We start from the raw sequence: 18,212 nt of genomic DNA, 5'->3' as shown, positions 1-18,212 counted from the left end.
CTCAAGCCACATCAGCCGCAGTCAGGGCAGTCGACGTCTACAAGACGTCACAAAAGTCCTTTGACGCCTTAAAAACATCACAAAAAGGCTTATATGGCCTCACCGCCACCAACGGTTTCAGTGAAGCAATTACAGGTAGAGACATGTTTGGAAATAAGGTCTCGAAAGAACAGCAGGAAGCGAGTATGAATGCGGCGCTGGGGATGTTTTTGCCGTTTGGGACGAAAGAGTTTCATGGTAAAATAGGTTTTAAGAGTGCTGATAGAATTCAAACTGGTGGTAGGGAACTTTCAATAGATGCATATCTAAAACAACTTGATAAGGCAGAAGAAATGTATGAATCTTTTAGAAAGACAAAAGCTGATATTAAGCCTATAGCTAAAAATACTGGAATGCCCGAACACAGGATACAAAGAATAAAGGATCATTTATTTATAAAAGAACATATAAAAGAACATGGGGTCGGGCGTTTTGACTCAGATTATCAAATTGCACAAGCGTGGGATAGGTTGCAAAAAGGTACTTATAAAAAGAATGATATTGATTTATTAAATCATGAACTTTTTGAATCAAAGTTTGAAGGGATATTCAAGACTGATTACAGGACTGCACATGATAAAACAGTTGAATCTGGGCGTCCTTGGTACCCACCAAAGGAGGAATAAAATTGGCTGCGTATGTTTTATTATTGAAGGAATATGAAGATGAAAAAACTGTAGTTTACAAATTTGGGCCTAATGAAGAGACAATGGGGAAAATTGAGTTAAGTAAAATTACAAGGAAGTTTAGAGAGTTAGAAAGCTTACCAGATTTAAATCTCCCCAATGAATTTTATTTTGATCGAGCGGCTCAAAGATTGGCAGTATGCTTAGTAAGAGAAGGTGGCATATTTCCTGAAAGAACAGCTTTTGAATCTTAGAATTTATAAAAAAACTTGATTGGTAGAATCCTTTCAAGTTTTTTATTTAGATAAGCAAAATTAGCTTGGTTACAGTGGTAAGTGCTGCTTTGACCAGATTTTTGGTAAAATTCTTAATTGTATACATTAAGAAGAAAGGTAAATTTATGAATAATAACCAAAAACCAAAAATCGAAACCTTAAAAAGAAAAAGCAGAAGAAAACACTTAATGATCGAATTAAGCTATATGACACTGCCAGAAAATCCATTTTTAGTATAGAAGAAAATCAATTATATTGTCAGAAGGTATTTACTTTCCTTCAATCGAGAGAAGATAAAATTCAAATACACGGAAACCACTATCGAGAGCATATTGAGAAGTCTGCACACATGTTAAAGGAAATGGTCAGCCAGGTGAAAGTAACTCCTACACAAGGTAGATTAATATTTTTTCGAGAGCATGAAATTGAAGCGGTTTTATTGAACTTGAATGAAGTTTTCAGCCATTTAAACCAGCTTCTTGAGCAAACGAAATTTTTAAGTGGATACGGAGATTTTATTTTAGTCGCAGAGGATTTTCGTTTTGGTTTATGCATAGAGAGAACGGAATATTATTACGAGTTTAGTACGTGGGGGCTAATATCATGAATTTATTTATGATGCCTCCAAAACGACAATGATTAAAAACTATATCCATTATTAATAATCCCTCTGCATTTCCCAGGGAATATTCGCTACAGCATTCCCCTCAAATTTAAGCAATTCACTATCTTTACCTTTCGCATTCGTATAAAATAAGAGAGTGAAAAATTGAAGAAATGCTTGATACATGAAGGGCATGTAAGCTGTGAGCTGCATGACATGATGAGATGTATGAACGTGAAGGCTGCAAAGCTGTTCTTCCTCACATATGAGATCTTGTAAGCGTAACCATTATTTGTCACTTCATTGCGATGGTGTTGAGGGGTGTGTCAGGATGAGAAATCCGTATGTGAGAACGGCTTCTAGTCTTTATATCAATTATTTTTTATTAGGTATGGTCAATATTATTTTGGCTTCAAATATGCCATTTTTAATCAAACAGTTAGATACCAATAGTGCGGGAATTAGTTATATGATTTCGGCGCTCGGCATTGGCAGGGTGCTCACGTATGGTCTATCGGGCGTGCTGTCAGATCGTTTTGGGCGAAAGCCGGTCATTTTGGTTTCGGGTGTGCTGATGGCGGTGTTTCTCATCGGAATCCCATTGTCTCCGAATTATCAAATTGCGTTTGCGTTTGCGATTTTGGCAGGAGTGGCGAATTCGGCGATGGATGCAGGAACGTATCCAGCGTTAATGGAGGCTTTTCCTCAAAACTCGGGATCTGCGAATGTGATGGTGAAGGCCTTTATCTCGATTGGGGCAACCATTTTACCACTGGCGATTTTCTTTTTAGCAGAGCATGATTTGTTTTATGGAATGGCATTTTTTGTTCCTGCTCTGATCTATCTTGTGAATGTCTTGATGCTGTGGAGCTTGCCATTTCCGAATCATCGCAAGGTGGAGCAAGTCCAGGTAACGGAGCATGACGGACTTCCGCGCTTCTCGACAGAGCCTACGTTTTGGAGAGAAGGGATTGCACTCATTGTGATCAGCTTTACGTCAAATGGGCTGTATGCGTTGCCACAAATTTGGCTGCCTACTTACGGTGAGACCATATTGGGGATGGCTTCAGGGAGTGCTGTGAAGCTGCTTAGTTACTATAGCATGGGCGGGCTGCTGTCTGTCTTATTGCTCGCATTTCTTTTGCGACGTTTTGTCCGTCCAGTCACTGTGCTGCTGATCTATCCAATCATTACACTTGTCTCCATCTGTGTACTATTGGTCGTGAAATCCCCAGTCATCGGAACTGTCAATGCCTTTGTATTGGGATTCTCAACAGCCGGTGTTTTTCAGCTGACGTTAACGGTGATGGCTGAATTCTTCTGGAAGAACAAAGGAACGATGACAGGGATTATCTCCACAGCCGGCGGGGTGTCGGCTATTGTCATTCCGGTCGTAACAGGTTTAATTGAAAGTCACTCGACCATTTTACAAATCTTTCTGTTCGATGCGGTGGTGGCAGTTGCCGCTATTATCGGTGCACTGTATATTCTGTATCGATACCGCCAAATCATGGTCCATGAATAAAAAAGACGACCTCCGCTCAGGAAGTCGTCTTTCTTTTGTTTAGAAACGGTCATTTTCAAAAAGAATTTGTTTCACTTGATCAACTGGCATATCTTCACCAGTAAAGAGTTTGTAAGCAAGTGCACCTTGCCATAGCATCATGCCAAGACCGTTAATGGTTTTGGCACCAGCTTCCTGTGCTTGCGCAAGGAGCTTTGTTTTTTGCGGGTTATATACGACGTCTGTCACGATTAAATCTTCACGCAGGACATCAAGCGTATCATCGATGATGCTGAGCTGATCTAGTGGTTTCATGCCAAGGCTTGTCCCATTTGCTAAGATTGCACTTTCAGCTACTTCACGGCGGAAAGCGTCTTTGTCTTCAAGTGGGAAAATGTTCGCTTTGACACCAAATGATGTCATTTCGTTGTTGATGTAATTTACATTTTCTTCTGCTTGAACAAAGTATTGATCATTACGAGCAAAAATACTAATTTCACGAATACCTGATTGTGCAAGCTGAATGGCAATCGGTGTTGCAGCTCCGCCAGATCCGACTAGTGTAACCTTTTGTCCAGCTAATTCAACGCCATGTTCAATCAAGTTTCTCACGTAACCAAGACCATCTGTGTTGTAGCCAATCAGTTTGCCATCTTTGTTTACGACGGTGTTACTTGCACGTGTGTATTTTGCAGAATCATCTAGTTCATCTAAGTAGTCTAGCACTTTCATTTTGTTCGGCATAGAAACGTTAAACCCAGCTGCACCCATTGCTTTCATACCGTTGACAGCTGCTTCTAGTTCCTCATTCCCTACTTCAAATGCGAGGTAAGCGTAGTTGATTCCTGTTAGTGTATAGCCAAGGTTATGCATACGTGGTGACAGGCTGTGTCCGATTGGTGTAGCAAGAAGGCCTACTAATTTTGTTTTTCCATCAATATTACGTTCATGTATGTTTGTCATGATTGACATCTCCTTTAATTATCTAAACAATTTTTTCATGCGTCCAAGAACAAAGACCGCTAACAATACGCTAATAACCGCAATGATCATATCGAAAAATAACGTCATTTTAATATCGTACGTGCTGACCAAACCGCTTGTAATGAGCGGCACAAGAATAAACGCTGAGCTTGCCGCAATGTTGACGTATGATGAAGCCGTTGCTTTGTTTGTAGGGAATAATTTCATCATAATACTCATCGCCAGCTGGAAGATCCCTGCTGTAAATAATCCTAAGAAAAAGGTGCTGACAATGACAATGCTATACGTTTCAATTTGAAATAGTGAAAGCATGGCAAGAAATGCTCCAACTGGATAAATGATTGCGACCATAATCGGCGAAATGAATTTATCTAATACAATTGAGAGCAGTAGAACTGACACAAGGGCACCAATACTAAAATAAGAAAGAAGCTGTGTCGCTTGTCCTGCGCCAAGCCCAATCAATTTCAATCCGAGCTGTGGAAGCCACGTTTGCCATACGACAAACAATGCAGTAGACGTGAATCCCATGAGCACGACGGCTAAGCCTTCACCCAACATTTTAGGTTCTTCCTTCATTTGTTCCTGCACTGGAAGGTCATCTTGTGTAGAGACTTGCTTATGGTTCGGGAACGGCATAAAGATCAAGTAAATCCCTACAAGTAAATAAAGAAGTCCTAGCCCAAAGAACGCCCAGCCCCAGAAGATGTCATGTGCAATAAGGAACGCCAAGATAAATGGAAGAACAGTCGCTCCAATTGAAACGGACGCCTTCACTAAAACAGAAGCTGAACTTGCCTTTTTAGGAAACGATTCTGTCAAAGCAGGATATGTTCCCGAATCAAGTAATGAGTTTGCAATCCCGGCTGAAATCGCAAAGATAAATGCCAATGTATAATTCGTTGTCGTTGGAATACCGATTAAGAATAATAAGTAAAGAAAGTTCCCTGTAATAATGACAGGCTTACGTCCCCAGCGGTCTGCTAACCGGCCAGAGAAAAAGAGAGCAATCAGTTTACCAATTCCGATCGCCGATACAAGCAAGCTGATTTTCGTAATATCTACATGGTAGCGTTCAGATAAGCTATCCATATTGGACGCTACAATGATATTGATCATGCCGAGCATGAAGTAATTTAAATACATGCCGAGTGACGATTTAATATAAGGATTTTTCATGTTCCCACTCCTATATTTGCAACCCTTTTAGGGTTAAATCTTTTTATGTCGGTTGTTCTTTTTATGAATGTACATAAAGCCCATCACAACACCCCTTATGTGATTGATGAAAAAATAATGAATATTCATCTGTTCTTCAATTAAGTATATCGTTCTACTAAAATAAAAAAATAAAAACAGCCTTGATTAGAAAGTGAATCTTCATAATTTGATCAGAATCAGAAAAGTCCACTTTTAACTGATGTTGATAAAAACAACGATACACAGAAATAGGTATAACGATATACTAAAAGAAGCAACGAGATAAATATACTCCTGTGTTTAAAATGTGTCAAGTTTATGACTTTGTGATTTAAAAAAAGAAAAATGAAACAAAGAAATGATTGACTTGCTCAATAAAAAAAGAGAATTGCTATACACAATTCTCCTTTTCACGATGAGGTAGAGCTTTCTCTGATATGAAGTTGAGGCTTTAAGATCAATCGCTGCAGCTCTTCATCCTGCTCGTTCATTTTATGATATAAAAGGTTCGCTGCTTTTACCCCGATGGACCGTGGGAATGAAGAGACAGTGGTGAGCGGCGGGTGATACATTTCCGCTTCAGGGATGTTATCGAATCCAACTACATCGATATCTTCACCAGGCTTGATGTCACGTGATGTCAGTCCTTGAATGACCCCAAACGCAACTAAGTCACTAAAACAAAAAATAGCGGTAGGAGGATCGGGCTGATCGATGACTTGGGCGAGTGCTTCTTTCCCGCCTTCACGAGTCGGTTCCATATCAATAATAAGAGATTCATCAATTGTTAGGTTTGCCTCGTCGTGGGCTCTTTTGAACCCTTTCATTCGGTCAATCCAAGTCGAGGAGGACTTGATGCCGCCTAAAAAGGCAATGCGCCGATGTCCCTTTTGAAGAAGATGATGGACCGCCATCCAAGCGCCTTGTTCATAATCAGCACCGACATAGTCACAATGCACATCTGCTAATTCACGATTTGCCAGTACTTTTGGGGTGCGAATTTGATTTAATTGTTTGACCGTCCGAGCAGAGCTTTTCGAAGCTGGGTTTAAAATGATCCCGCCAACTCGGTGCTCTACCATGGTGGAAATGAGCCGTTCCTGCTTATCGACACTGTCAAAGGTTGTCCCAAGTAAAACGGTATAGCCCAGTGATTCAAGTGTGGTTTGCACGCCGATTAAAAACTCAGAAATAAACGTGTTTGAAATATCCGTGACAATCACACCTACAATATTTGAACTTTTTGACCGCATGTTAGCAGCGACGCGGTCATACACGTATCCTAATTCCTCCATAGATTGCAGGACCTTTTTTCGAGTGGCTTCAGAGATTCTTGGGTTGTTTCGAACAACGAGTGAGGCCGTTGAAGTCGATACACCGGCATGACGGGCGACTTCCTGTAATGTGACACGCTGTTTGTTCATTTTTTTCATTTATCTTCACCAACTTCAATGGATTGCCTAACTTGGTTCATGGTCAGGATGGATTTCTCCATCAAACGAGCCGAACATCTTTTGATTTATTATACCTTAATGAGGGGTGTTGATGAAGTGATGTCAGGTAGAGTGACAGAAATCATAAAAGATTTCCATTGACAGCTTTCTTCTAGAGGCGTAAAATATGAAATTATTCAGAAATAGCATCATTTTAAGTAAATAACGAAGGCTATGATTGCTGTGGGTCACACTATGGCAGGAGCAGCTTCTGGAGAGACCGCATGTATGTGCGGCGCCGAAGGGTTCACAATCTCAGGCAAAAGGACAGAAGAGTACGAAATATTGTATTTGTAATGCATGGATGACGCCGTGTATTGCTTTTCTCTATTTTGCTATTCTTTTATGACCGTGAGATTGGAGCGCATCCAATCTCTTTTTTTATGGACTTTTTGAGGGTTCATTATTTCAGTATAAGATCGTGTCGTAGGAGGGCGTTAGCATTGGAACAACAAGAATTAAAACGAGATTTATCAAACCGCCATGTTCAGTTGATTGCAATTGGCGGAACCATTGGAACTGGGCTGTTTTTAGGCTCTGGAAAGGCCATTCAATTGGCAGGTCCATCGATCATTTTTGCTTATTTAATTGTCGGAATGGCGATCTTTTTTGTCATGAGGGCACTTGGTGAATTACTCTTATCGAAGGCGGGCTATCAGTCATTAACCGATATTGCAGAGGACTATCTCGGTCCTTGGGCTTCCTTTGTGACAGGGTGGACGTATTGGTTTTGCTGGATTATGACAGCGATGGCGGATGTCATTGCTGTCGGAGTGTATGTGCAGTACTGGTTTGACATCCCGCAATGGATTCCTGCCATCATTTGTTTGTTGATTTTACTAGGGTTTAATTTATTAACGGTGAAGCTTTTCGGAGAAATGGAATTTTGGTTTGCGTTGATTAAGGTCATTACGATTCTATTACTGATCGGCGTTGGAATTGTCCTTTTAATCATGGGTTTTCAAACAGATGCAGGTCCGGTGACGGTGACGAATCTTTGGTCACACGGCGGATTATTCCCGCATGGTGTCACAGGCTTCTTACTGTCATTCCAGATGGTAATCTTTGCGTATGTGGGAGTGGAACTAGTCGGTGTGTCCGCAGCAGAAACAGCCAATCCGCAAAAAAACATCCCGTCTGCGATTAATAAAATTCCTTTAAGAATTCTATTTTTCTATGTGGGTGCCATCTTTGTTTTACTATGTATCAACCCATGGACTGAGCTCAGTGCATCAGAAAGTCCTTTTGTGAAAACTTTTGGGCTGATTGGGATACCAGTAGCAGCGGGACTTATTAATTTTGTTGTCTTGACGTCTGCGGCTTCAGCTTGTAATAGCGGTATGTTCTCAACAAGCCGAATTTTGTATAATCTCAGTCATCAAAAACAGGGCCCGGCTTCCTTTGGACGTCTGAACAAGCACGCTGTTCCAAGTAATGCACTATTCGTTTCAACGATTGTGGTATCGGTCGGTGCTCTTTTAAGCAAGCTGATTCCCGAACAAGCCTTTGGTATTGTCACAACCATCAGCGCCATTTGTTTCATTTGGGTATGGAGTATTATTTTAATTTGCCATTTGAAATATAAAAAAACACGGCCTGAACTGCATGCGGCATCTACTTTTAAAGCACCGTTCACACCTTTTGTGAACATTTGTGTTCTTGTGCTCTTTGCTGCCATTCTTGTAATCATGCTGTTTGCGGATGCAACACGTCCGGCGCTCTTATTAACACCGGTTTGGTTTGGTTTCTTATTATTGATTTATGCACGAAAGAAACGCCGTGCGTCATAATGGACGGAAAAAAGCACAGCCTTTGCATTAGGCTGTGCTTTTGTTCATTTAACGATTTCTAATCCTGAACATATAATTTGCATTCAAAATGATTAAAACAAGTCCAATCACCATGATTGAGAAGAGCTGAGAGTGATTGGCCCCAAGGGAATACACAATCAAAATAAACATGGCACCGATCAACAGGATATTCATCAATTGATATGTGTGAAACAGTCCGCCAAGCATCACATGCTTTTCACCTTCGTCAGAAATAGCGAGCAGCTTTTTACTATAATCTTTGTCAGATGGGCTTGGTAGGTTGCGATTAGGGTAGACAAGCTTTAGAACGGATATCGCTACATAAGAACTGATAATGGTGACGATAAATAAAGTAACATTGACCAGAATCAGCCAAATAGGCTGCTCGGTTACGATGGCCATACCGATGGCAATAATGGACAAAATGGTACTCACCGTATTGGCTAACGTCAAATCAGTAAAGGTTCGATACTGTTTTGCTTCCAGTTCATCCTCCTCATCACCAGATACCGAAAGTGATACTCTTTTTTTCATACGTGAAATCCCTGAAAAACAATAAATAATCAATAGAATCGTCAATCCGCTGATGACAAGAGTCGCTTCGAATGCAACATCAAGAAGTGTCATCTCAAATTCGGCTGCCAGCAGACAGTAAGCGCCGAGAAAGCCAAGGAGAGCACCTAAGAGCATTTTGTATACAGTTTTCATGTGAGTTCATCCTCCTCGAATAGAAAAATACGTTCAATGGGTTCCTGAAAAATTCGTGAAAGCTTAACAGCGAGCAAGAGAGACGGCATTAATTCATCTCGTTCCATCAAGCTGATGGTCTGACGAGAAACCTTTGCACGCTTTGCAAGCTCAGTTTGGTTCAACCCATCACGCGCACGAAGCTCTTTTAGCCGATTTTTCATTCTGTCACCTCAACTTTGATCGAAATCTTTCTTTGATTGTAAAGTATTGTATTCAATTTGACAAGTATAGTTGTCAAATTGATAAAAATAATTGTCAGAAAGATCATCTTTAATCAAAAGGTGAACCATGATACGCTAAAGGAAAGAGAAACAGAAAACAGGTGATGTCCGTGTTCATTGACCAATTAAAAAATGACTTACATCAATCACAACCGTTATTTATTGGAGAAGAGACAGCGTTCAAAGCTGCGGTCCTTGTCCCTTTGGTGCAAGTAAACGGGGAATGGCATATATTATTTGAGGTGCGATCGCTGACCATGAGAAAACAGCCGGGTGATATTAGCTTCCCTGGTGGCAAACTCGACGGCAGCGAAACAGCACAGGAAGCTGCATTGCGGGAAACATATGAGGAGCTGGGCATTCCGCCAGAATCGGTGGAGATTCTTGGACAGCTCAGTCCTTACATTGCTTCTCCATCCTTCGTGGTCTACCCATATGTCGGGATCATTGATGAACAAAAAGTGAAACACTCCTTCAATCAAGAAGAAGTAGAAGAGACCTTTACCGTGCCTCTATCATGGCTCAGCCAATATGAGCCGTACTTACATCATGTATCCGTTCAGCCAACACCAGGTGAGGATTTCCCTTATGAAAAAATCATGAATGGTGAGAAGTACCGCTGGGGGAGCCGATCGATAGAGGAATGGTTTTATGATTATGAAAACTACACCATTTGGGGATTAACAGCCCGCATATTAAAGCATTTTGTGACCGTTGCAAAAAGAAATTCCTAGAGATTCGCTCTCTAGGAATTTGTTGTTTTCAGCCGTTCTTTCACTGTTTGTTTTCCTTTACCAATTGGAATAGGAGCTCTCGCTTGGCTCAGTCCGTAGGAAGGCATGTTCATATAGACGGATTCATACGAGCCGGCTTGAATTTGATAGGTTTCATGATAAATGCCCACTGCGTCATTGTTCTGAGCCTTCTGATGGAAGTTCTTCCAAGCCGCCAAATGTTTTTCCATCTTCGCATAGGCAAGGAGGTCATCTGTTGATTTCCAATATTGGATCATCGCTGTCGTGCGTAAGCCAAAGTAATTCTCTGTCCCGAGGAAACCAAGCTCATCTTGATGGGTATACAGCTCTTTGATCATGCCAGGCATCGCCATGAACACAGGCAGCCATTGATGAACTGCCCAGCGTTTGTTGATCCGCATGCCGATAATGAACACAACAATCGAGTCAGAATTCTCTGTTGTAAACCTGCCAGCACGTATGTCTTTTTTCATTCATTTACCCTTCCTTCTTCATCAAATGGGATGTTTCCACGCACCAATCAATTCCCGCTTGAGCCACTCTTTTTCCGTAATCTAAAGTAAACAGCCAATACTTCGCATCCGCTTCATCTGGATAAAGCTCTTGAATGTTTTTTTCAATCGAAACATAGGTCTCATAACGGATACGAAGCTGCCTTTCATAATCCTGTAGAAGCACCAGCTTTTTCTCAAACGAAAGATATTGACCGAAGAATAACTTTAATAACACTTCATTTCGTTCTGCTGGTAACTGATCGAGCGGCTGCGCTAACCACTGCCTTAACGTCTTCAGCCCTTTTTCAGTCAAATGATATTCCCGCTTGTCTGAGCGGCCAGACGTAGAAGCGGGTGAAACCTCAGCAAGACCTTCCTCGACTATAAACTTTAAAGCTGGATAAATTTGTCCATAACTAATTTTCCAAAAATGATGCAAGCTCTTATCAATTAATTGCTTCACTTCGTACCCTGACTTACAATCTGTCGTTAAAATACCTAAAATTGCATACGTCGTATCATTGTATTTTTTCATATCAGCACACCTATCTAAAAGATATATCAATTAGATATACAATAAATTTGAAATGAATAAAAAGCAAGAAAATAATAATTGATAGATTTATATTTTTGAAATACAGGAGATAAATCATAAATATGGTAATATATACTTGATGTGTAAAGTGCTTGCGCATCTATTCATAAAAGAATGGAGGGTGTACAAATGAAGTTGAGGAACATAGGAATATTGTTCATGATTGTTGCACTATTGATTGGTGTTGGAAGTTTTGGAGGAAACAAAGCATCTGCTAAAAAAGAATCACTGAATCAATCTTATGCATATGCTTATAAAACAAAGGACAATGTCAGTTGGCTGAAGGTGACTGAAAAGAAAGGCAAGGTCACGGGTTACCTAAACGGTAAGGGTGTTAAGATTGATCCAATTGAACCTTTTATGGTGAAAACAAAATACAAACTAACCGGGAAAACCACCAAAAAAGGATACAAACTTAAAGTCCAACAAAAGAAGAAAACAATCGTATATGACATCTATTTTTCTGGAAAAGATCTCATGGTCAAAAAGCAAGGAGCAAAGAAAAGTAAACGCTATCAAGCTGTTGATGAGAAGAAATTAAAAGAATACAAAAAAGCCATAGATAAGCGCTATGATGAGTACGTCGATACAGCAGAAGACCGTTACTATGAGATCATAGGGAAATACACAGATAATTTAAATAAAGCCTACGGCTATCTGTATACAGCAAAAAACAATTCATATCAAATTTTCCTTGATATCGAAGAAGCCGTTTTTGAAGGGGATTTTTCAGGAGCTATTACAATCTCCAAAGCCACAGGGAAGAAAAGTAAGCCATTGAAAAAAGAAAAATATCAAGCAGTTGGAACCACAGGTTTTAAAAACTTTTGGGTATATCCCACACCAAAAATAAAGTGTGGCTTGTCTAAGATGATAGGGTCATCTGATGTAGAGGCTTCCTATATTGAGTTACCGATTTGGAAAAAGAATGAAAAAATGAAACTGAAAGCTGTGAATAAGAAACAATATCAAAAGCAAGAAGAAGCATTTAAAAATGCCGCAAAGAAAAAAGCAAAGAAAAAATAATGATAATAATTAAGTCAGATAGGACATTTGAGACTATCTGACTTTTTCGATTTAAATTTCCTCTAAAGTAAAATGAGGTCGTTTTGATGACATTAGACTTGTAAAAAAATATTTTTTAAATTCAAAAATATATGTTGACGCTTACATTAACTCAATATATACTAAAATCAAATCCAATATTGATAAATTAGACATGTGACTGGTCATGCAGGCAGGATCTAAAAACGATGAATTTCTTTAATTTGTCGTTTTAGGTCCTTTTTTTATTGCTGAAATATAGGTCTCATGTATGAGAAAAGGGGGAGAAAAAATGGATTACACACAGGTTGCCAAAGACGTTTTACAGCATGTAGGTGGCAAAGAAAACATTGCGCACCTTGAGCACTGTTCAACAAGACTTCGCTTCACACTGATTGATCAGAAGAAGGCAGATGTACCGGCTCTAGAAAAAACGCCAGGTGTCATAGCTGTCAGAATGTCAGGTCAATGCCAAGTGGTCATTGGGAATGACGTCATCGAAGTGTATCAAAAGTTAACAAGTTTAATAGGTAGCAGCTCATCAGGGAAAGACGCGCCTTCCAATCAGCCAAAAGAAAAAAGAAAAGCAGGCACAGTTCTGTTAGATTTCATTGTAGGTGTCTTCCAGCCGCTTGTTCCAGCTATCGCAGGCGGAGGGATTTTAAAATCATTTCTTCTCCTTTTCTCTTTATTAGGCTGGATGGATGCAAAGGGCCAAACCTATCAAATATTGAACATGGTAGGGGACGCACCTCTTTACTTCCTCCCTTTACTAGTCGCTGTAACGACTGCCAATAAACTAAAAGTAAACCCACTGGTCGCATTATCAGCAGTCGGTGCGCTCCTTCTTCCGAACATGACGGCTATGCTTACTGAAGGTGCGCAATTGATGACATTCGACGTAAAAAATATAGCTTATGCGTATCAAGTGTTCCCAGCAATCCTTTCTGTATTGCTTTACGCTCAAATGGAAAAATTCTTTACACGATTTTCACCAAAACCAATTCGGATTTTCTTTGTCCCAATGATGTCATTGGTCATTACTGTACCAGTTACGTTACTTCTATTAGGACCGATTGGTTTTACAGCAGGACAAGGTTTTTCATCCATCATTCTTGCAATGTTTAATACAGTAGGCTGGGTAGCTGTCGCAATTTTAGCAGCAGTCCTCCCATTCATGGTCGCATCAGGTATGCACAAAGCAATGGTCCCTTATGCAGTCACAACAATGGGGACCCTTGGGAAAGAAGCGCTTTATTTACCTGCATCACTTGCACATAATATTGCTGAAAGTGGAGCGTGTTTCGCTGTGGCACTACGCACAAAAGACAAGGTACTCAGATCAACAGCCATTTCGGCAGGGATTTCAGCATTTTTTGGCATCACAGAGCCTGCTTTGTATGGTGTGACACTTCAAAATAAGCGGGTCCTTGGAAGTGTCATGATTGGTTCGTTTGTTGGCGGAATCTTCATTGGATTAGTTGGTATACAAGCCTTTGTACTTGTTGGCCCTGGATTAGCAAGTATGTCGATGTTTATCTCAGATGAGCTCCCGCGAAATCTGATGTTTGCTGTCATTGGAGCAGTCATTTCGTTTATTGTCGCCTTTATCGCTGCTTTTGTATTAGGTAAGGATAAAACAGTAGAAGAAAAGACAAATGATCAAGCTGCATTTGCTGAACAAATTGGAGCAGGTGAAACATTCAAAAGCCCTGTGATTGGTCAAATGATCTCTCTATCTGAAGTAAAAGATGATATTTTCTCTTCAAAGGTCATGGGTGAAGGAATTGCCATAGTACCTTCAAAAGGAGCGCTTTATGCACCAGTAGATGGCGAGGTGACCTTGCTGTTCGAAACAAATCACGCACTTGGTATGAAAACGGACCAAGGGGTTGAAGTATTATTCCACATTGGCATCGATACCGTTCAGCTGGAAGGACAGTATTTTCATCCAAAAGTGCAGGCAGGAGAACGTGTTCAAGCAGGAGATTTACTGATTGAATTTGATGTAGAAAAAATCATAGCAGCAGGATATGATCCAGTTACACTTGCTGTAATCACAAATACAGATCAATATGATATAAAGGTACAGCCATTACAAGAGGTCAATCGTCAAGATACATTGATGGTTGTCACACAATTAGGAGGCTAATCATATGACAACAATTAAAGGTTTTCCAAAAGGATTTTTATGGGGCGGCGCCATTGCCGCCAACCAGGCAGAAGGCGCCTGGAATATAGATGGAAAGGGACCATCAGTTGCAGATATTGCAATGTATCGTTCCAATTTAAGTGTAGAAGATTATGAAGGACATCTTGCTGTTACTTCTGAAAATATAGATCGTGCAATAAAGGATCCAGACGATAAAAAGTACCCAAAACGCAGAGGTGTTGATTTCTATCATCACTATAAAGAGGATTTGGCTCTATTTGCTGAAATGGGCTTTAAAACACTTCGCATTTCTATTGCATGGAGCCGGATCTTTCCTACTGGAGAAGAAGCTGAACCGAATGAAAAAGGGCTGCAATTTTATGATCGTGTATTTGCCGAAATGAAAAAACTCAACATAGAACCGATTGTGACACTCTCTCATTATGAAATGCCTTTAGCCCTTAGTGTGAAATATAACGGCTGGGTTGAAAGAAAAGTGGTCGATCTCTTTGTGAAGTTCGCCAATGTTTGTTTCGAACGTTATCAACATGATGTGAAATATTGGCTCACTTTTAATGAAATTGATAGTATACACCGCCACTCATTCATTACTGCAGGAATTATTCCTGATCGTTGCCCCGAAGGAAAAGTAGAAGAGGCGGTGTATCAAGCGCTTCATCATCAATTTGTCGCATCTGCTCTTGTAACAGCAGATTGCCATCGTATTATCCCAGGCAGCCAGGTTGGGTGTATGCTGACAAAATTGACAACGTATCCGCATACATGTCATCCGAATGATGTGGAACAAGCCTTGAAACAAAACTTAGAAAACTACTTCTATGCAGATGTTCAGGTGTTTGGCGAATATCCGCCACTGATTACACGTATGCTTGAGAGAAAAAATATTCATATTCATATGAAAGCAGATGATCTAACCATTCTAAAAGAAAACACAGTAGATTTTATCTCATTTAGCTACTATATGTCTTTAACTGAATCAGCCCAAGAAGGATTAGAACAGACAGAAGGGAATACGATTCGTGGAGTCAAAAACCCTTATCTTCCTTCAACTGACTGGGGCTGGCAAATTGATCCGGTTGGTCTGAAAATTTCTTTAATCGAATTGTATGATCGCTATCAAAAACCTCTTATCATTGTCGAGAACGGAATGGGTGCAAAGGATGTAGTTGAAAGTGATGGCTCTATCCATGACGACTATCGTATTAACTATTTTAAAGAGCATTTCCGTCAGATGAGAGAAGCGATTGAAGAAGGCGTCGATCTCTTTGGATATACGAGCTGGGGCTCAATTGATATTATTAGTGCAGGTACATCACAAATGTCAAAACGCTATGGCTTCATTCACGTAGATCAAGATGATGATGGCAACGGAACCTTAAAACGATCTCGAAAAGACTCATTTTATTGGTACCAAAAAGTCATTGAGACAAATGGTGAATCGCTTGATTGAACACCACAATCATGAAAACAGGTGATGACGATGTTTAAAATCAAAAAAGTTTTAAACTCGAGTGTGGTCCTGGCTGAAGATCAGAACCAACAGGAGATGGTTTTGTTTGGCCGAGGGATTGGCTATGGACAGAAACCGGGTCAAATGATAGAAGAGAAAAAAGCGGACCAAGTCTTTATGTCAGTCGATAACATGAGAGCAAAAGAATTTCTTCAACTGTTAGATTCAATGCCTCAAGAGTTTATCGATTTAACTCAGCACATCGTCCAATATGCAGAAAAACGGTTAAATTCAAATCTAAATTCAGGTGTTTATTTTACCTTAATGGATCATTTGAATTTTGCTGTCGAACGACATAAAAAGAATATTAATATTACGAATCGCGTGTACTGGGAAATCAAAAATTACTATACTGAAGAATTTGAAGTAGGGAAGTACGCACTTGAGTTAGTCAATGATACATTGGGCATACAATTACCAAAAGAAGAAGCCGCCAATATCGCCTTTCACTTAATTAATGCATTAGGTGAAGAATCTGATTCGAAAGATGGCATGAAATATGCCAAAATGATCGGGAGTATTGTCAATCTTGTGCGCTATACATTGAATATGAAGATGGACCAAGAGAATATTCATTACAGTCGGTTCATTACACATGTGAAGTTCTTTGTAGAAAGATTTTATGCAAATAAATTACTCTCAGATCAAGAAAATGAGTTGTTTGAACAAATTGCACACTTGTATCCTCAAGCGATGGATGTTGCTTTTAAAATCAAAGATTATATTAAACAGGTGCATAGTATCGTCATTCCTAATGATGAGCTTACTTATCTTGCGGTACATATACACCGCCTCATATCTTATCAGCAATTAAAATAATGGTGGAACCACTTGCCTTGTGATCAGGCAAGTGGTTCTTTGCTATGACCAATTTTTATATTAAGTTCCGATAGGTCGTTCTGTTGTACCAGCATTCGTCTCATTTAACGAATTGAAAGACGCTGTTTGTCCGAAAACAACGATGGTTAAAGCGATGATCAATAAACTCATTTTTTTCATTAGAATTCCTCCAGTCAAGTATAGGATGGTTCCCGTGATAGGCTTCCTTTAAAAAGAGATAGGCTTGATGAATGTCACCCAATTCCTCAAAGTGTTTTGCAGCTAGAGCACTTAATTCACAGGCACCTTCAGCATCCTTTAATTCTTTTAGAATGCTGATTTCATCGAAACAGGCTTGAGCTTTTTGAGCCATATCTTCAGTAAAATATAGATGGTAAAGCAAATTCATTTTTGCTGTATAGATGGGGCATTTCTCTGATTCATGTTTTTGGTTGACCAATTCGAAGTAATAGAGAGCTTGTGTTCTTTCATCAATAGAGAGCAGCTCTTTGATTAACATAAACATGGAGTGATGGAAATAGCACGATGAGAGGTAGTTTTCATCACTTAGAGCCTTTTCTAGGGCATCGATACATTTTTTCGATTCTCCAGCTTCGGCATACAGAATACTGATATTATGAAAAAGCTGTGAAGTTAGAAAATGATCATTTAGACTGTCAGCGATGTGTATTGCTTTTTTGTAGTAGTTTTCTGCTCTTATGAAGTCGCCAATGTCCATATAATTAGCAGCGGCGATGACAAAGGCTGTCGCTAGTCTTCTTTCATATCCTTCATGACTTTTGAAAATATCTATAGCATTCTGAATATAGTGAAGAGAAATTAGGCTTTGACGAAGTAGCATATATAAGTTTGCGATTTTCGTATGAAATTCTGCTACTTCTATTTCATCCGGAATGTTTTGCAGTTTTTTCTCGGCAATTTTAAACAGTCCAATGGCTGATGCATAGTCCCTGTTATATGAAGCGTAAAGGGCTTTGTATAGGTAAAAATAGTATTCAATTAAATCGTTTGTTTTAGAGGGGCAATCTAGCTCTGTCTGTTCATTCAGTTTTTTACCTCTCCGTTCATATAACATGAGTTTATACTTGCCTTCTAGCAATGAATAATAAGTCAAGACCTCCTGATTCTCTTCCATTTCTTGAAGTAATTGCTTTAATTCTGTGTACATTGCGTTAGCACTGTGTACATCATGCTTGCGAATCGCAATTCGCCAATCATTTAAACGGTTCCCCACCTGTTCAGCAGAAATGATAGCCATGAAATTTCACCTCTTTAAGATCCTTTCACCTGTTTC

General features: G+C 39.8%; 17 protein-coding genes, 1 pseudogene and 1 riboswitch. Of the genes and pseudogenes, 10 read left to right on the top strand and 8 right to left on the bottom strand.

The genetic code is table 11. The annotated features are described in order from the left end of the window. The 4 genes and pseudogenes from C6Y01_RS14070 to C6Y01_RS14055 form a co-directional block, all read left to right on the top strand. Nucleotides 1-665: pseudogene (locus C6Y01_RS14070) on the top strand (T7SS effector LXG polymorphic toxin); the annotation flags it as partial. A gap of 2 nt (nucleotides 666-667) precedes the next feature. After that, complete coding sequence (locus C6Y01_RS14065; protein ID WP_106038349.1) at nucleotides 668-919, top strand: hypothetical protein; 252 nt, start codon at nucleotides 668-670, stop codon at nucleotides 917-919. Between the two features lie 217 nt (nucleotides 920-1,136). Beyond that, nucleotides 1,137-1,547, top strand: coding sequence for a YxiF family protein (locus C6Y01_RS19485; protein ID WP_446014160.1), 411 nt, complete (start codon nucleotides 1,137-1,139; stop codon nucleotides 1,545-1,547). Between the two features lie 328 nt (nucleotides 1,548-1,875). Continuing rightward, nucleotides 1,876-3,069, top strand: coding sequence for an MFS transporter (locus C6Y01_RS14055; protein WP_106038348.1), 1,194 nt, complete (start codon nucleotides 1,876-1,878; stop codon nucleotides 3,067-3,069). 39 nt (nucleotides 3,070-3,108) lie between these two features. Here the strand turns inward: C6Y01_RS14055 and C6Y01_RS14050 are convergent, their stop codons facing one another. The 3 genes from C6Y01_RS14050 to C6Y01_RS14040 form a co-directional block, all read right to left on the bottom strand. Next, nucleotides 3,109-4,011, bottom strand: a complete 903-nt coding sequence (locus C6Y01_RS14050; RefSeq protein ID WP_034660559.1) for a shikimate dehydrogenase — start codon at nucleotides 4,009-4,011, stop codon at nucleotides 3,109-3,111. An 18-nt stretch (nucleotides 4,012-4,029) separates the two neighbouring features. Then, a complete protein-coding gene (locus C6Y01_RS14045; RefSeq protein ID WP_095285584.1) occupies nucleotides 4,030-5,211 on the bottom strand; it encodes an MFS transporter in 1,182 nt (393 codons plus the stop codon). Between the two features lie 431 nt (nucleotides 5,212-5,642). Beyond that, entirely contained in the window at nucleotides 5,643-6,665 is a 1,023-nt protein-coding gene (locus C6Y01_RS14040) for a LacI family DNA-binding transcriptional regulator (RefSeq protein WP_034660557.1), read from the bottom strand. 261 nt (nucleotides 6,666-6,926) lie between these two features. Next, nucleotides 6,927-7,006, top strand: a riboswitch (glycine riboswitch). Between the two features lie 162 nt (nucleotides 7,007-7,168). On the opposite strand from C6Y01_RS14040, the gene C6Y01_RS14035 reads away from it, so the two are divergent. Further along, nucleotides 7,169-8,515, top strand: coding sequence for an amino acid permease (locus C6Y01_RS14035; protein ID WP_034660556.1), 1,347 nt, complete (start codon nucleotides 7,169-7,171; stop codon nucleotides 8,513-8,515). Nucleotides 8,516-8,563: 48 nt separating this feature from the next. Here the strand turns inward: C6Y01_RS14035 and C6Y01_RS14030 are convergent, their stop codons facing one another. Then, nucleotides 8,564-9,244: a DUF3169 family protein gene (locus C6Y01_RS14030; RefSeq protein ID WP_060597653.1), complete on the bottom strand. Its 681-nt coding sequence runs from the start codon at nucleotides 9,242-9,244 to the stop codon at nucleotides 8,564-8,566. Beyond that, complete coding sequence (locus C6Y01_RS14025) at nucleotides 9,241-9,447, bottom strand: helix-turn-helix transcriptional regulator (protein WP_034323321.1); 207 nt, start codon at nucleotides 9,445-9,447, stop codon at nucleotides 9,241-9,243. The genes C6Y01_RS14030 and C6Y01_RS14025 overlap by 4 nt, the downstream gene beginning before the upstream one ends. Before the next feature lie 170 nt (nucleotides 9,448-9,617). On the opposite strand from C6Y01_RS14025, the gene C6Y01_RS14020 reads away from it, so the two are divergent. Then, nucleotides 9,618-10,241 carry an NUDIX hydrolase gene (locus C6Y01_RS14020; RefSeq protein ID WP_034660554.1) on the top strand — a complete coding sequence of 208 codons (624 nt, stop codon included), beginning with the start codon at nucleotides 9,618-9,620 and terminating at the stop codon, nucleotides 10,239-10,241. An 11-nt stretch (nucleotides 10,242-10,252) separates the two neighbouring features. On the opposite strand, the gene C6Y01_RS14015 is transcribed toward C6Y01_RS14020, so the two are convergent. Both C6Y01_RS14015 and C6Y01_RS14010 read right to left on the bottom strand, forming a co-directional pair. Then, nucleotides 10,253-10,735 (bottom strand): DUF4188 domain-containing protein, encoded by a 483-nt coding sequence (locus C6Y01_RS14015; RefSeq protein WP_106038347.1) that lies wholly within the window; start codon nucleotides 10,733-10,735, stop codon nucleotides 10,253-10,255. Between the two features lie 4 nt (nucleotides 10,736-10,739). Then, nucleotides 10,740-11,291, bottom strand: a complete 552-nt coding sequence (locus tag C6Y01_RS14010; RefSeq protein WP_106038346.1) for a PadR family transcriptional regulator — start codon at nucleotides 11,289-11,291, stop codon at nucleotides 10,740-10,742. A gap of 219 nt (nucleotides 11,292-11,510) precedes the next feature. Here C6Y01_RS14010 and C6Y01_RS14005 point away from each other — a divergent pair, with 219 nt between their 5' ends. From C6Y01_RS14005 to C6Y01_RS13990, 4 genes are all read left to right on the top strand, one after another. After that, nucleotides 11,511-12,377: a hypothetical protein gene (locus C6Y01_RS14005; protein ID WP_052004378.1), complete on the top strand. Its 867-nt coding sequence runs from the start codon at nucleotides 11,511-11,513 to the stop codon at nucleotides 12,375-12,377. A 310-nt stretch (nucleotides 12,378-12,687) separates the two neighbouring features. Continuing rightward, nucleotides 12,688-14,547, top strand: coding sequence for a beta-glucoside-specific PTS transporter subunit IIABC (locus C6Y01_RS14000; RefSeq protein ID WP_034660550.1), 1,860 nt, complete (start codon nucleotides 12,688-12,690; stop codon nucleotides 14,545-14,547). A 4-nt stretch (nucleotides 14,548-14,551) separates the two neighbouring features. Then, nucleotides 14,552-16,018 (top strand): glycoside hydrolase family 1 protein, encoded by a 1,467-nt coding sequence (locus tag C6Y01_RS13995; RefSeq protein WP_106038345.1) that lies wholly within the window; start codon nucleotides 14,552-14,554, stop codon nucleotides 16,016-16,018. 30 nt (nucleotides 16,019-16,048) lie between these two features. After that, a complete protein-coding gene (locus C6Y01_RS13990; RefSeq protein ID WP_034660546.1) occupies nucleotides 16,049-16,897 on the top strand; it encodes a PRD domain-containing protein in 849 nt (282 codons plus the stop codon). A gap of 100 nt (nucleotides 16,898-16,997) precedes the next feature. Here C6Y01_RS13990 and C6Y01_RS13985 read toward each other — a convergent pair whose 3' ends face one another. Next, complete coding sequence (locus C6Y01_RS13985) at nucleotides 16,998-18,176, bottom strand: Rap family tetratricopeptide repeat protein (protein ID WP_095285588.1); 1,179 nt, start codon at nucleotides 18,174-18,176, stop codon at nucleotides 16,998-17,000. Nucleotides 18,177-18,212: the final 36 nt, after the last annotated feature.

The organism is Bacillus sp. NMCC46 (assembly GCF_002998465.1).
In the GTDB taxonomy this organism is placed as follows: domain Bacteria; phylum Bacillota; class Bacilli; order Bacillales; family Bacillaceae; genus Bacillus.
The sequence above is the reverse complement of the archived record's forward strand: the minus strand, read 5'-3'. Positions and strand labels throughout refer to the sequence as shown.

Excerpts from the sequence above, each read along its gene's own strand:
- C6Y01_RS14010 (WP_106038346.1), bottom strand. The coding sequence starts at position 11,291 with ATGAAAAAATACAATGATACGACGTATGCAATTTTAGGTATTTTAACG.
- C6Y01_RS14030 (WP_060597653.1), bottom strand. The coding sequence starts at position 9,244 with ATGAAAACTGTATACAAAATGCTCTTAGGTGCTCTCCTTGGCTTTCTC.
- C6Y01_RS14015 (WP_106038347.1), bottom strand. The coding sequence starts at position 10,735 with ATGAAAAAAGACATACGTGCTGGCAGGTTTACAACAGAGAATTCTGAC.
- C6Y01_RS13990 (WP_034660546.1), top strand. The coding sequence starts at position 16,049 with ATGTTTAAAATCAAAAAAGTTTTAAACTCGAGTGTGGTCCTGGCTGAA.
- C6Y01_RS14050 (WP_034660559.1), bottom strand. The coding sequence starts at position 4,011 with ATGACAAACATACATGAACGTAATATTGATGGAAAAACAAAATTAGTA.
- C6Y01_RS14045 (WP_095285584.1), bottom strand. The coding sequence starts at position 5,211 with ATGAAAAATCCTTATATTAAATCGTCACTCGGCATGTATTTAAATTAC.
- C6Y01_RS14040 (WP_034660557.1), bottom strand. The coding sequence starts at position 6,665 with ATGAAAAAAATGAACAAACAGCGTGTCACATTACAGGAAGTCGCCCGT.
- C6Y01_RS13985 (WP_095285588.1), bottom strand. The coding sequence starts at position 18,176 with ATGGCTATCATTTCTGCTGAACAGGTGGGGAACCGTTTAAATGATTGG.
- C6Y01_RS13995 (WP_106038345.1), top strand. The coding sequence starts at position 14,552 with ATGACAACAATTAAAGGTTTTCCAAAAGGATTTTTATGGGGCGGCGCC.
- C6Y01_RS14025 (WP_034323321.1), bottom strand. The coding sequence starts at position 9,447 with ATGAAAAATCGGCTAAAAGAGCTTCGTGCGCGTGATGGGTTGAACCAA.
- C6Y01_RS14000 (WP_034660550.1), top strand. The coding sequence starts at position 12,688 with ATGGATTACACACAGGTTGCCAAAGACGTTTTACAGCATGTAGGTGGC.
- C6Y01_RS14005 (WP_052004378.1), top strand. The coding sequence starts at position 11,511 with ATGATTGTTGCACTATTGATTGGTGTTGGAAGTTTTGGAGGAAACAAA.
- C6Y01_RS14055 (WP_106038348.1), top strand. The coding sequence starts at position 1,876 with ATGAGAAATCCGTATGTGAGAACGGCTTCTAGTCTTTATATCAATTAT.